Source organism: Pseudomonas sp. 05L36 (assembly GCF_056398125.1).
The window spans coordinates 1-13,242 of sequence record NZ_JBFTOU010000020.1 but is presented as its reverse complement, the minus strand read 5'-3'; the positions used below and the strand labels follow the sequence as shown (position 1 = coordinate 13,242).

Below are 13,242 nucleotides of genomic sequence, written 5' to 3'. Positions count from 1 at the left end.
GCTCACAGATCGAATCGATCCACCGCCCGACGCCGCTCGTTGTCATCGCGCACATCGTAGTTGGCCGTGGTCTGGATGTTGCTGTGGTGCGCCAGCTTCTGCGCAATCGACAAGTCATGCTCTTCGATCACCCGGGTTATGAATGAACGCCGGAAGTCGTGGGGCATGATTTTCACCCCGACCTGCGCGCCCCGCTGCCGGGCGATGTAATAAATCGCATGCTTGGTGATGCGCTCACGGGTGATATGGCTGCCCCGGCGGATGCGGTTGAACAGGAACGGGTCGTCCGGCTCGCCGTCCTTGAGCATGGAGCGGCGCAGCTCAAGCCAGGCTTCAAGCTTGGCGAAGGCCCAGGCCGGGGCGTACTTGATCAACTGTTTGTTGCCCTTGGCCGTCACCCGCAGGCTGCGCTCGGTGAAATCGACCTGGTTCAGCTCAAGGTTCACCGATTCGGATTTGCGCATCCCCGAACCGTACAGAATCCCGATGATTGCTGCATCCCGCAGGCCTTGCGGCCGCGGATCGGCGGCGCAGACCGCCATCAATTCCTGAATCAGCGTGCGCCTGAGATTGCGCCCCTGGGACAGCCGTGTCCCGGCCATGCCCTTCACCGTACGCATCTTCAACAGATGGTCCTGAGAGATCAGGCTCATGCGCCACGCTTCGTTCATCACCCCGCGCACTGCGTTGACATACAGCGAGGAGGTGTTCGGCGCATAACCATCCGAACGCAAAGTGGCCACCAGGGCGATCACATCCTCGGGCTGCAAGTTGTGCCAGGGTATCTCCTCGATATCCTGGTCTTCGAAGCCCAGGCGGTCGGCGGCATCCTGCAGCACATAACGCATGGTCAGTTGGCTGGATGGCGCCAGTCGCGCCAGATACAGGGTCAGCGGATTGGTGAGGGGTGAGCGTGAGTCAGTAACAGGTAAGTCAATCAAACGAAACGGCCTTGAATATAAACAGTTCAATGAAGCAACTAAGAAGTGAAATAACGATGATGTAAAAGACATTACTGCTGTAGGACTTTTCCTAAAAACGCGGTAGACGGAAGAAGTCTGAACAGCGGCTTAATAGCCTTCAGATAAAACGATTCCCCAACCGTTTTTTCATGTTCCTTTCACAAAATCGGGCATAACCTTCTGTAAAGTCGGCGCAACCCAAATGGACGTCCAACCTGCCGGCCAAGGCGAAAAAAGTCAACCGACGCGGTTTTTCACCTACACACCAGTAACTAGTTGATTTGATGCAGATTCTGATTTAGCGTCTATACTGATTTTTGGATCCCTTTTAGCCTCAAAGGCTATTTTCGTTTTCAGCCCCTGAGGTGCCCATGAGTCAGGCGTTTCTCCCTTTCTCCCGTCCCAGCATCGGCGACGAAGAAATCGCGGCCGTAGAGCAAGTATTGCGCTCCGGGTGGATCACTACCGGACCGAAGAACCTGGCACTGGAAGAACACTTCGCCAACTACGTCGGTTGCGGACATGCCGTGGCACTTTCCTCAGCCACCGGCGGCATGCATATCACCCTGCTGGCATTGGGCATCGGTCCCGGCGATGAAGTCATTACGCCGTCGCAGACCTGGGTTTCCACCGCCAACATGATCACCCTGCTGGGTGCCACGCCGGTGTTCGTCGACGTCGACCGCGACACGCTGATGACCGACGTGGCCACTATCGAAGCTGCGATCACTTCGCGCACCAAAGCCATTATCCCGGTGCATTACGCCGGTGCGGCATTCGACCTCGATCCGCTCTACGCCCTGGCCGACAAACACGGCATTGCCGTGATCGAAGACGCCGCCCACGCGGCAGGCACTTTCTATAAAGGTCGCCACGTCGGTTCCAAAGGCACGGCGATCTTCTCGTTCCACGCGATCAAGAACATGACCTGCGCCGAAGGCGCCATGTTCGTCAGCGACGATGAAGCCCTGGCCTCGCGGGTACGCATGCTCAAGTTTCACGGGCTGGGGGTTGATGCCTACGACCGCCTGACCCACGGCCGCAAGCCCCAGGCCCAGGTGGTCGAACCCGGCTTCAAGTACAACCTGGCCGACATCAACGCGGCCATCGCGCTGGTGCAACTGGAACGCCTGGACGAAATCAACGCCAGGCGCACTCAACTGGCCCAGACCTACTTGCAGCGCCTGGAAGGCTTGCCGGTGCAGCCGCTGGCCGTTCCCGCCTATTCGCAAAAACACGCCTGGCACCTGTTCATCCTGCGTATCGATGCCGAGCGCTGCGGGCTCGATCGCGAAGCGTTCATGAAAGCGCTCCAGGAACAGAATGTCGGCACAGGTATTCACTTCATTGCAACGCACCTGCACACTTACTACCGCCAGCGTTACCCCAACCTGTACCTGCCCAACACCGAATGGAATTCGGCGCGGCTGTGTTCGATCCCGTTGTTCCCCGACATGACCACCGATGATGTCGAGCGCGTCGTCGGTGCCATCGAAAACTGTATGGACAGAAGCCTTTGAGACCTTACCCAATCAACTTCGTTTCGATCGTCATTCCGGTCTACAACGAACAGGAAAGCCTGCCTGAGTTGCTCCGGCGCACTGAAGCGGCTTGCCAGCAGTTGCACCAGGCCTATGAAATCGTGCTGGTCGACGACGGTAGCCGTGATGACTCCGCGCAGATCCTGGAAGACGCCGCCTCCCGCGAAGGCAGCCCGGTGGTCGCAGTGATCCTTAACCGCAACTACGGCCAGCACGCGGCGATCATGGCCGGTTTCGAACAGTGCAAGGGCGATGTCGTCATCACCCTCGATGCCGACCTGCAAAACCCGCCCGAAGAAATCCCGCGGCTGGTGGCCCAGGCCGAACTTGGCTATGACGTCGTCGCGACGGTGCGCAACAACCGCCAGGACTCGGCCTTGCGCCGCTGGCCATCGAAGCTGATCAACCTCGCCGTGCAGCGTTCCACCGGGGTAGCCATGAGCGACTATGGCTGCATGCTCCGCGCTTACCGACGCACCATCGTCGACGCCATGCTCGCCTGCCGTGAACGCAGCACCTTCATTCCGATCCTGGCCAACAGCTTTGCCCGCCACACCACGGAAATCCCCGTGACCCACTCCGAGCGTGAACACGGCGATTCCAAGTACAGCCCCATGCGCCTGATCAACCTGATGTTCGACCTGGTCACCTGCATGACCACCACGCCGCTGCGACTGCTGAGCATCGTCGGCGTCGGCATGGCGGCCCTGGGTGTTCTATTCGCCATTGCGCTGATCCTGTTGCGTCTGGTGTTCGGTTCCGGCTGGGCCGGTGGCGGTACCTTCGTACTGTTCGCCGTGCTGTTCGTCTTCACCGGTGGTCAATTCATCGGCATGGGCCTGTTGGGTGAATACCTGGGCCGCATGTACAGCGACGTGCGCGCACGTCCGCGCTTCTTCATTGAAAAGGTGCTGCGTAGCCAGCCCGAATCCCCCTCTTCCGTTGTTACCGTCGACGGCCTTACTTCCACTTCTTCAGATCAGGTTCCTTCATGAGTGCAAAAGCTGTTGTCTTCGCCTATCACGATATTGGCTGCGCCGGCATCGAATCCCTGCTCTCCTCCGGGTTTGAGATCGCTGCGGTGTTCACCCACGCCGACGATCCGAAGGAGAATGCGTTCTACGGTTCCGTCGCACAGTTGTGCGCCCGCCACGGCATTGCCGTGCATGCACCGGAAGATGCCAACCACCCGTTGTGGATCGAGCGTATCGCCAAACTCGATCCCGACTACATTTTCTCCTTCTACTACCGCAACCTGCTGAGCGAACCGCTGTTGGCCACTGCGCGCAAAGGCGCGTTCAACCTGCACGGTTCCCTGTTGCCACGCTACCGTGGTCGCGCACCGGCCAACTGGGTACTGGTCAACGGCGAAACGGAAACCGGCGTGACCCTGCACCGCATGCTCAAGCGCGCCGATGCAGGCGCCATCGTGTCCCAGCAAAAGGTCGCCATCGAGCGCAGCGACACCGCGCTGAGCCTGCACGGCAAGTTGCGCACCGCCGCCGCTGAACTGCTGCGCGACACCCTGCCGGCGCTGCTGCAAGGCAAGGTCAGCGAAACACCGCAAGACGAATCCAAAGCCACGGTGTTCGGCCGTCGCACTCCGGCTGACGGCAAACTGGTCTGGGCCAAGCCAGCCGAAGAACTGTTCAACCTCGTGCGCGCCGTGACCCAGCCATACCCCGGTGCATTCTGCGCGGTAGGCGAGCACAAGCTGATTGTCTGGAGCGCTGAAGTCGCCAAGGGCAACGAAGGCCTGGCGCCAGGCCGCGTCATCAGCGTCGACCCGCTGCGCATCGCCTGCGGTCAAGACTCGCTGATCATCAACGCCGGCCAGCGCAACGACAACGGTCTGTACCTGAGCGGTCCGCAACTGGCCAACGAACTGGGCCTGGTGGACGGTTCCGTGCTGCGCGGTGCCGAATCCGGCCGCGCCCCACGTCGCACCCGCGTGCTGATCCTCGGCGTCAACGGCTTCATCGGCAACCACCTGTCCGAGCGCCTGTTGCGTGACGACCGCTACGAGGTCTACGGCCTGGACATCGGTTCGGACGCCATCGAGCGCCTGCGCAGCCACCCGAACTTCCACTTCGTCGAAGGCGACATCAGCATCCACTCCGAGTGGATCGAGTACCACATCAAGAAGTGCGACGTGGTACTGCCGCTGGTGGCCATCGCGACGCCAATCGAATACACCCGGAACCCGCTGCGCGTGTTCGAACTGGACTTCGAAGAAAACCTTAAACTGGTTCGCTACTGCGTCAAGTACAACAAGCGCGTGATCTTCCCGTCGACCTCGGAAGTCTATGGCATGTGCCAGGACAACAACTTCGACGAAGACAACTCCAACCTGGTGGTCGGTCCGATCAACAAGCAGCGCTGGATCTACTCGGTCTCCAAGCAACTGCTGGACCGCGTGATCTGGGCCTATGGCCAGAAGGGTCTGAATTTCACCCTGTTCCGTCCGTTCAACTGGATGGGTCCACGTCTGGACCGCCTGGATTCGGCCCGTATCGGCAGCTCCCGCGCCATTACCCAGCTGATCCTGAACCTGGTGGAAGGTACGCCGATTCGCCTGTTCGACGGTGGCGAGCAAAAACGCTGCTTCACCGACATCGCCGACGGTGTTGAAGCCCTGGCACGGATCATCGATAACGACAACGATGTCTGCAATGGCCAGATCATCAACATCGGCAACCCGGAAAACGAGGCCAGCATCCGTCAGTTGGGCGAAGAGCTGCTGCGTCAGTTCGAAGCCCACCCGCTGCGCGCCAACTTCCCTCCGTTCGCCGGCTTCCGCGACATCGAAAGCAAGGCGTTCTACGGCACCGGTTATCAGGACGTGTCGCACCGCAAGCCGAGCATCGCCAACGCCAAACGCCTGCTGGACTGGACGCCAACCGTGGAGATGAGCGAAACCATCGGCAACACCCTGGACTTCTTCCTGCGTGAAGCCATGCTCGAAATCGCGGACAAGCGTTGATGCAGGCGGGACTGCGGATCGATGTCGACACCTACCGAGGCACCCGTGAAGGGGTGCCCCGGCTGCTGGAAATCCTTGATGAAGCACAGGTCAAGGCGACGTTCTTCTTCAGTGTCGGGCCGGACAACATGGGGCGCCACTTGTGGCGCCTCATCCGTCCACAGTTTCTCTGGAAAATGCTCCGTTCCAACGCAGCCGGCCTGTATGGCTGGGACATTCTGCTGGCCGGCACCGCATGGCCTGGAAAACCGATCGGCCGCGACCTGGGGCACTTGATGCGCCAGGCCCGGGATGCCGGGCATGAGGTTGGCCTGCACGCCTGGGATCACCACGGCTGGCAAGCCAACGCCGGGCGCTGGAGCGACGCACAACTGGTCGAACAGATACGCCGTGGCGTGGACACCCTCAGCGACATTCTCGGGGACAAGATCACCTGCTCGGCGTCCGCCGGCTGGCGTGCCGACGAGCGTGTGATCGAAGCCAAGCAGGGCTTCGGCTTTCGCTATAACAGCGATTGTCGCGGCCTGAGCCTGTTCCAGCCACGATTGGCCGATGGTCGCCTGGGCACACCGCAAATTCCGGTGGACCTGCCGACCTTCGACGAAGTGGTCGGGCCGACCGTCGCCGCCAAGGACTTCAACAGGTTCATCCTGGACCGGTTCACGCCGGAAAAACTCAATGTCTACACGATCCATGCCGAGGTAGAAGGGATTCTGATGGCTAATGATTTCCGTCAACTGCTGAGCGATGCACATCAGCGGGACATCCGTTTTCAACCCTTGGGCGACTTGCTGCCCCAGGCCCCTGACAGTTTGCCGATCGGCCGCGTGGTACGCGGTGCGCTCGAAGGTCGCGAAGGCTGGCTGGGAGTGCAAGGCGCATGAGCAAACGCTGGGCTTTGCCGTTACTGCTGGCCATGGTGGCGCTGGCATACCTGCTGCCATTGGGCAGCCATGGTTTATGGATTCCTGACGAAACCCGCTACGCCCAGATCAGCCAAGGCATGCTCCTGAGCGGCAACTGGGTGTCGCCACACTTCATGGACGTGCGCTATTTCGAAAAACCCGCGGCCGGCTACTGGATGATTGCCATCGGTCAGGCGCTGTTCGGCCAGAACCTCTTCGGAGTGCGCTTCGCTTCGGCACTGAGCACCGGTTTGAGCGTGCTGCTGTGCTACCTGGTCGCCCGCCGGATGTGGAACGAACCGCGCAAGAGTTTCGCCTGCGCGCTGCTGTACATGAGCTTCACGGTCATTGCCGCTTCGGCGGGGTATGCCAACCTCGATCCGCAATTCACCTTCTGGGTCAATCTGAGCCTGGTCGCGTTGTGGTTTGCCCTGGACAGCGTCACCCGCGGTCAACGCCTGATCGCGTGGGCGGTGCTGGGCCTTGCCTGCGGCATGGGCTTCATGACCAAGGGTTTCCTGGCCTGGCTACTGCCGGTGCTGATTGCGCTGCCCTGGATGATCTGGCAAAAACGCTGGCGTGAACTGCTGGTCTACGGCCCGGTGGCGGTCGTGGTCGCCATCGCCGTCAGCCTGCCATGGGCGCTGGCAGTGCACGCCCAGGAGCCTGACTACTGGCGGTTTTTCTTCTGGCACGAACACATCCGCCGTTTTGCCGGGGACGATGCCCAGCATAACGCGCCATGGTGGTATTACCTGCCGTTGCTGGTGGCTTTCAGCATGCCGTGGGTTGCATTGCTGCCGCCCGCGCTGAAGCAAGCCTGGCAGACCCGACGCCAGTCCAATATCGGGTTCCTGCTGCTGTGGCTGTGGATGCCGTTGTTCTTCTTCAGCCTGAGCAAGGGCAAGTTGCCGGCCTACATCCTGCCGTGCCTGTTGCCCCTGGCATTGTTGCTCGGCCATGCACTGGCTGACCGATTGAAGCTGGAGCAAGGTCGCGTCCTGGGCATCAACGGCCTGCTGAACCTGGTGGTGGGTGTGGTCACCCTGTTGGCCCTGGTTTATCTGCAATTGAAAAAGCCGATTTACGATCATGAACTGCACAACCTGGTGTTGGTGTTCATCGGCTTGATCGGCTGGATCATGGCCAACCTGCTGCAGGCCTTCCGCCCGCTGCAATGCTGGGCAGCCCCGGCTTTTGGCAGCCTGCTGCTCATCGGTTTATTGCCTGCCGGACTGCCCAATTCCGTAGTCGCCAACAAAACGCCTGACCAGTTCATCCTCGATCACGCCCAGGAGCTTGGCCAGAGTGCCAAATTGTTGAGCAACGATCTGGGTGCCGCGTCGGCATTGTCCTGGCGGGTGAAACGGCCGGAAGTGGCTTTTTTCAACACGATAGGCGAATTGAAATATGGCCTTGCCTATCCTGATTCGCTCAAGCAACGCGTCGACCCTGACCAGGTGCAACAGTGGATGCACGACGCTCGCCAACTAGGCTCGGTCGGTGTGGTCATGCGGGTCAAGGGCGAAGAAGAGCTGCGCGAACTTGATCAATTGCCCAAAGAGGGCAAACGGTATGAACAAGGCAACCTGGTGATTTTGATTATCCCTCAGGCGACGCTATGAGCCTGCTATTGCTACTGGTCGCCTGCCTGCTGACCTGCCTGGGCCAGATTGCCCAGAAATATGCGGTAGAAAGCTGGCGCGGCAAACCTTCCGGGTGGATGGAGAAACTGCGCTCACCCTGGCTTTGGCTGGCCCTGGCCTCTTTGGGGCTGGGCCTGCTGGTGTGGCTGCTGGTGCTGCAACGCCTGGAAGTCGGGATTGCCTACCCGATGCTGAGCCTGAACTTCGTGCTGATCACCCTGGTCGCGCGTTTCGTGTTCCACGAAACCATCGACCGCCGCCACTGGCTGGGTGTGGCGCTGGTGATCGGCGGCGTTGCACTGCTGGGGCAACACGCATGAACCTGAGTCGCGGTATCACCTTCGCACTGGGCAGTGTGTTGCTGGTCAGCGCCGCTCAACTGGGCATGCGCTGGAGCATGAGTCATCTGCCACAACCCGAACACTGGCTCAGCGCCCACATCGGCCTGACACCCGTTGCCGTGGTGCTCGTAGCCATCTTCGCCTATGCCTTGTCGATGCTCTGCTGGCTCGCCGCCCTGCGGGACCTGCCCCTGGGCCGGGCCTACTCGTTGCTGAGCATCAGCTACGCGCTGGTGTACCTGCTGGCTGCCAGCCTGCCGCTGTTCAACGAATCATTCAGCCTTACAAAAAGCCTTGGTGTGGCATTGGTCATCCTCGGCGTCATTACCATCAATTCTCGACCTGCTCGTGCGCCCGAATTAAGGAGTGCCCCATGAAAATCAGTGTGTTTGGTAGCGGTTATGTTGGCCTGGTGCAGGCAGCGGTATTGGCGGAAGTCGGCCACGACGTAGTCTGCATGGACGTTGACCAGAAAAAAGTCGAACTGCTCAAGCAGGGCCACGTGAGTATTTTCGAACCCGGGCTGGCCAGCCTGGTACGCGAAGGCCTTGACGCCAAACGGTTGCAGTTCACCAGCGATGAAAAGTTCGCGGTTCAGCACGGACAGGTGCTGTTCATCGCGGTCGGTACTCCATCCCGGGACGATGGCTCGGCGGACTTGCGCTACGTGATGTCGGTGGGCGAAGCGGTAGCACGGCATCGCGAACAGCCGGCGATCCTGGTGGAGAAATCCACCGTTCCGGTCGGCACCGGAGACGCCTTGCGTGCCCACATCGACAAATGCCTGCTCAATGCCGGGCGTGAATTGCAGTTCGATATCGTGTCCAACCCGGAGTTTTTGAAAGAAGGTTCGGCCGTGGCCGACTGCCGCCGCCCGGACCGTATCGTCGTCGGCTGTGAACGCGACGAAGTGCGTGACGTGATGCGTGACCTGTACTCGCCCTTCAACCGCAACCATGAGCGCATCATGTTCATGGACCTGCGCAGTGCCGAACTGACCAAGTACGCCGCCAACTGCATGCTGGCGACCAAGATCAGCTTCATCAACCAGATCGCCGAACTGGCCGAACACCTGGGTGCCGACATCGAATCGGTACGCCTGGGCATCGGCGCCGACTCGCGAATCGGCTACCACTTCATCTACCCCGGTTGCGGCTACGGCGGCTCTTGCTTCCCCAAGGACATGCGCGCCCTGATCCACAGCGCCGAAGAGGCCCATTGCTCCAGCGACCTGCTGCAAGCGGTGGAAGCCATCAACGAGCGGCAGAAACACAAACTGTTCGAACGCATCAATGCGTTCTACAAGGGCGACTTGCGTGGCAAGACCTTTGCCTTGTGGGGCCTGGCGTTCAAGCCAAACACCGACGACATGCGCGATGCACCAAGCCGGGTGTTGCTGGAATCGCTGTGGGCCGCCGGGGCGAATGTCCGTGCGTTCGATCCGGAAGCCATGCAGGAAACCCAGAAGCTGTATCCCGACGAATCGAAACTGATGCTCATGGGTACGCCTGAGTCGGTCTTGTCCGGTGCCGATGCACTGATCATCTGCACCGAATGGCAACAGTTCAAGGCGCCGGACTTCGAGCTGATCCAGCAGCGGCTCAACGCACCGGTGATCTTCGACGGCCGCAACCTGTACGACGCAGACCGTCTGGCACGCATCGGCTTCACCTACTTCCCGATCGGCCGCGGCGAATCGCGTAAATTGCCGATTCCTTACCAGCAATGGTCAACCGAATCAGTGGTCGCCTGAATCTCATGATCCCTCGCATCCGCCAACAGTCCCTCGCGCTGGGTCTGTTGGCGCTGATGTTGTTCTGCGCCGGAATGTATCAGCAGGCGGCCATCGGTTTCGATTCGCGCTTCGTGCTGTTCGCCCAGGAGATGCTGCGCAATGGGCCGTCGTTTTTTCCGACGACCTATGGCCAGCCCTACGCAGACTATTCGGGACTTTCAACGCTATTCATCTGGCTGCTTTCACTGCCGTTCGGCCAGGTCACCAGCCTGACCGCATGGCTGCCGAGCGCCATCGCCGCAGCGGTCATCGTCACCTTGATGTACCGCCTGCTGGCACCCTATTCCACGCGTTGGGCGCTGCTGAGCATCGCCCTGATGCTGTTGACCAACACCTTCATCACGGAAACCCGCGCGGTTTCCCTCGACCTGATGCTGGCGGCTGTCGCGTTCAGCGTGTTCTACCTGGGCTACGCCGCCGATCACTTTGCCGCGCCGCGCCGCCGGGTTCTGATCTTTGCCTTGCTGATGCTGGGCTTCTGGATTCGCGGGCCCATCGGCCTGGTTATTCCTACGGGGATGCTGTGCAGCTATTTCCTGGTCAATCGCCAATGGCGACGGCTGATCGTCTTCGGATTGCTGGCAGCGGTGCTGCTGGCGGTGTGCATCGGTCTGTTGTTGTGGCTGGCGGACGTCAGCGGCGGCCCGGCCTTCTTGCAGGACGTGATTCGCATGCAGTTCATGGGACGCATGGACGGTAGCGAAGGCTCCAACGAGGTGTTGTATTACTTCACCAGTTCGGTAGGCAACTACGCACTGGCTTGGCCACTGGCAGTGCTGGCGCTGGTGGCGATCGCCGCTTCTGGCCGACAACAGTCAGGCCCGGCATTGCGCCTGACGCTGTACTGCGCAGCCGCCGGGCTGATCGTGATGGTCGGCCTTTCTGTCCCGCAGGCGAAAAAGGCCCGTTACCTGCTGCCGATGCTGCCCATGGCGGCGATCATTGCAGCTTATCCGTTTTACGCCTTGCAAGGTCGACTGTTCAGTTGGTTGCGCGTATTGATGCAGGGACTTTGGCTGCTGATCCCGGGGCTGCTGATCGTGACCTTGCTGGTGATACAGCGAAGATTCCCCGCAGACGTGGCTCCCCTCACTTCGTTGTTCATCATTCTCGGCGTGCTGCAAGCGATCGCCGTGGCAGCGTTCAAGCAGCCCCGCTGGCGCGCACAGATTCTCGCCCTTTGCGCGATCCTGGCACTGTGGTCGTTATATATCCTGCAGTTCGAGCCAATCCAGCGACAGCTTTACGACACCCGGACCTTCAGCCACGAAGCGTTTGAACTCGTGCAAAAAGACCCCGCACCACTGGTGATGCACGCGATGGGCAAGGATGCCAAAGCCATCAAGTTCATGGTCAACATCAATCAAGGCCTGCAACCAGAGTTCACCGATTCACCACAGGAACTTGAAACCATCCAGGGCCCGGCGTGGCTGATGATGGACCTGAACGTTTACAAGACACTGCAAGGCACGGCCATAGGTGCCTTGCCACCCGTGCTGAGCGGGCGTTTCGACAAGAATGATTTCGTGCTGCTGCACCTCCAGTAAACCCCGTAGCAAAGACCGAGTGTCCGACTGCCAGAGTAGTAGCGCTCACGACCGGGCTGATGCCGGCCCGATTGAATAAGGACATTCACGCCGTGACCACCTACTCCCCCCTCATCCGCCGCCTGCTGATCTGCTCTTTGACCATCGTCGTCAGCCGCGCCATCACCAGCCCGCTGCTCACACTGTTCATCAGCGACAAACTTGGCCTCAACCAACAGGACGTTGGCTTGTTGCTCGGCATTGCGGTGTTCGTCGCCACCCTGCTCTCCCTCTACGGCGGCTACATCATCGATCGCTTCGAAAAACGCCGGCTGCTGATCCTCGCCATGCTTTCCAGCGCCATCGGCCTGGTGCTGCTGACATTCGCCGAAAACCTTTACCTGACCACGATGACCCTGATCGTCACCGAAACCGCGTCGGCGCTGTTTCTGATCGGCTCGAAAGCGATTCTCAGTGAAAACCTGCCTGTGGGTCAGCGCGCCAAGGCGTTTTCCTTGAGCTATACCTTGACCAACATTGGCTACGCCATCGGCCCGATGCTCGGCGTGGTGATTGCTGGCCTGTTTACCCGTGCGCCGTTCCTGATCGCAGCGGCCATCGCCTTTTTCAGTATTTTCCTGATGAGCGGGATCGCGAAGGACCCGGCGCGTCCGTCTGTCACCGGTCAGGCGCAGAGCTTCCTCAAAACCCTGATCACCCTGAAAAACGACCGCACGCTGATCATGTTCACCGCCGGTTGCCTGCTCAGCACGGTAGTGCACGGGCGATTTACCTTTTACCTGTCGCAGTACCTGCTGGTGACCAGTAATCCCCAACACACCATGGAAATCATGGCCGCCCTGCTCGCCTGCAACGCCATCAGTGTGATCTTGTTGCAATACCAGATCGGGCGTTTTCTCAAACGTGAGCAACTGCGCCAATGGATCGTGGCCGGCACCGGCCTGTTCATCCTCGGGCTGATCGGTTTCAGCCTGGCGGACAGCCTGGTGAGCTGGTGCGTGGCGATGTTTATCTTCACCCTCGGTGAAATCATCATTTACCCGGCCGAGTTTCTCTTCGTCGATACCCTGGCTCCGGAAGAACTGCGCGGCAGCTACTACGGCGCGCAAAACCTGGCTGCGCTCGGCGGTGCGTTGAGCCCGGTGATTTGCGGCGTCATGTTGATGCACACCCCGGCGCCAACGATGTTTTATGCCTTGAGCGCACTCGCTGCCCTGGGTGGTTTGCTGTGCTACATAAGCGGCCGACGGGGCAACTTACAGCAAAATTAATGCACTGAAAGCTCATTAATATGAATTTGTCAGTGGCTGGATTGAACGGCACACTGTGCGCGTTCCTCCCCCAACAGTTGGAACACCTTCAAGGGCTTTCTGGGTTTCCCAGCCAAGCCCTTTTTTTTGGTTCTTCACGCAATCCCGGGGAGCACATATAACGAAATATCTGTAGGGGCTGCCGAAGGTTCGGGCCGCGTTCGGACGATCTTTTTGATCTTGATCTTCAGCAATCTCCAGATCGCAAAAGC

The 13,242-nt window shown here is 59.9% G+C and carries 12 protein-coding genes; 10 read left to right on the top strand and 2 right to left on the bottom strand.

Annotation, left to right across the window (positions count from 1 at the left end; all coding sequences use genetic code 11):
• Positions 1 to 2: 2 nt before the first annotated feature.
• Positions 3 to 941 (bottom strand): site-specific integrase, encoded by a 939-nt coding sequence (locus AC1DKH_RS20170; RefSeq protein WP_477799066.1) that lies wholly within the window; start codon positions 939 to 941, stop codon positions 3 to 5.
• Between the two features lie 392 nt (positions 942 to 1,333).
• Between AC1DKH_RS20170 and arnB the strand changes: the two genes are divergently transcribed.
• The 10 genes from arnB (at position 1,334) to AC1DKH_RS20120 (ending at position 12,991) form a co-directional block, all read left to right on the top strand.
• Positions 1,334 to 2,482 (top strand): UDP-4-amino-4-deoxy-L-arabinose aminotransferase, encoded by a 1,149-nt coding sequence (gene arnB, locus AC1DKH_RS20165; RefSeq protein ID WP_477799065.1) that lies wholly within the window; start codon positions 1,334 to 1,336, stop codon positions 2,480 to 2,482.
• Entirely contained in the window at positions 2,479 to 3,498 is a 1,020-nt protein-coding gene (arnC, locus tag AC1DKH_RS20160; RefSeq protein WP_477764195.1) for an undecaprenyl-phosphate 4-deoxy-4-formamido-L-arabinose transferase, read from the top strand. Before arnB ends, arnC begins: the two co-directional genes overlap by 4 nt.
• The gene (arnA, locus tag AC1DKH_RS20155) at positions 3,495 to 5,486 is read left to right on the top strand and encodes a bifunctional UDP-4-amino-4-deoxy-L-arabinose formyltransferase/UDP-glucuronic acid oxidase ArnA (RefSeq protein WP_477799064.1); all 1,992 of its coding nucleotides are present in this window, start codon (positions 3,495 to 3,497) and stop codon (positions 5,484 to 5,486) included. The genes arnC and arnA overlap by 4 nt, the downstream gene beginning before the upstream one ends.
• Positions 5,486 to 6,370 carry a 4-deoxy-4-formamido-L-arabinose-phosphoundecaprenol deformylase gene (gene arnD / locus AC1DKH_RS20150; RefSeq protein WP_477799063.1) on the top strand — a complete coding sequence of 295 codons (885 nt, stop codon included), beginning with the start codon at positions 5,486 to 5,488 and terminating at the stop codon, positions 6,368 to 6,370. The genes arnA and arnD overlap by 1 nt, the downstream gene beginning before the upstream one ends.
• A complete protein-coding gene (arnT, locus tag AC1DKH_RS20145) occupies positions 6,367 to 8,016 on the top strand; it encodes a lipid IV(A) 4-amino-4-deoxy-L-arabinosyltransferase (RefSeq protein ID WP_477799062.1) in 1,650 nt (549 codons plus the stop codon). The genes arnD and arnT overlap by 4 nt, the downstream gene beginning before the upstream one ends.
• Positions 8,013 to 8,357, top strand: a complete 345-nt coding sequence (gene arnE / locus AC1DKH_RS20140; protein ID WP_477753649.1) for a 4-amino-4-deoxy-L-arabinose-phosphoundecaprenol flippase subunit ArnE — start codon at positions 8,013 to 8,015, stop codon at positions 8,355 to 8,357. Before arnT ends, arnE begins: the two co-directional genes overlap by 4 nt.
• Entirely contained in the window at positions 8,354 to 8,755 is a 402-nt protein-coding gene (gene arnF / locus AC1DKH_RS20135) for a 4-amino-4-deoxy-L-arabinose-phosphoundecaprenol flippase subunit ArnF (protein WP_477799061.1), read from the top strand. Before arnE ends, arnF begins: the two co-directional genes overlap by 4 nt.
• A complete protein-coding gene (locus tag AC1DKH_RS20130; protein ID WP_477753647.1) occupies positions 8,752 to 10,131 on the top strand; it encodes a UDP-glucose dehydrogenase family protein in 1,380 nt (459 codons plus the stop codon). Before arnF ends, AC1DKH_RS20130 begins: the two co-directional genes overlap by 4 nt.
• A 5-nt stretch (positions 10,132 to 10,136) precedes the next feature.
• Positions 10,137 to 11,720 (top strand): ArnT family glycosyltransferase, encoded by a 1,584-nt coding sequence (locus AC1DKH_RS20125; protein ID WP_477799060.1) that lies wholly within the window; start codon positions 10,137 to 10,139, stop codon positions 11,718 to 11,720.
• Positions 11,721 to 11,812: 92 nt separating this feature from the next.
• Positions 11,813 to 12,991 (top strand): MFS transporter, encoded by a 1,179-nt coding sequence (locus AC1DKH_RS20120; protein ID WP_477799136.1) that lies wholly within the window; start codon positions 11,813 to 11,815, stop codon positions 12,989 to 12,991.
• A gap of 15 nt (positions 12,992 to 13,006) precedes the next feature.
• Here the strand turns inward: AC1DKH_RS20120 and AC1DKH_RS20115 are convergent.
• Positions 13,007 to 13,242 (bottom strand): hypothetical protein (locus tag AC1DKH_RS20115; protein ID WP_477799059.1); only part of this gene is annotated, 236 nt, incomplete at its 5' end.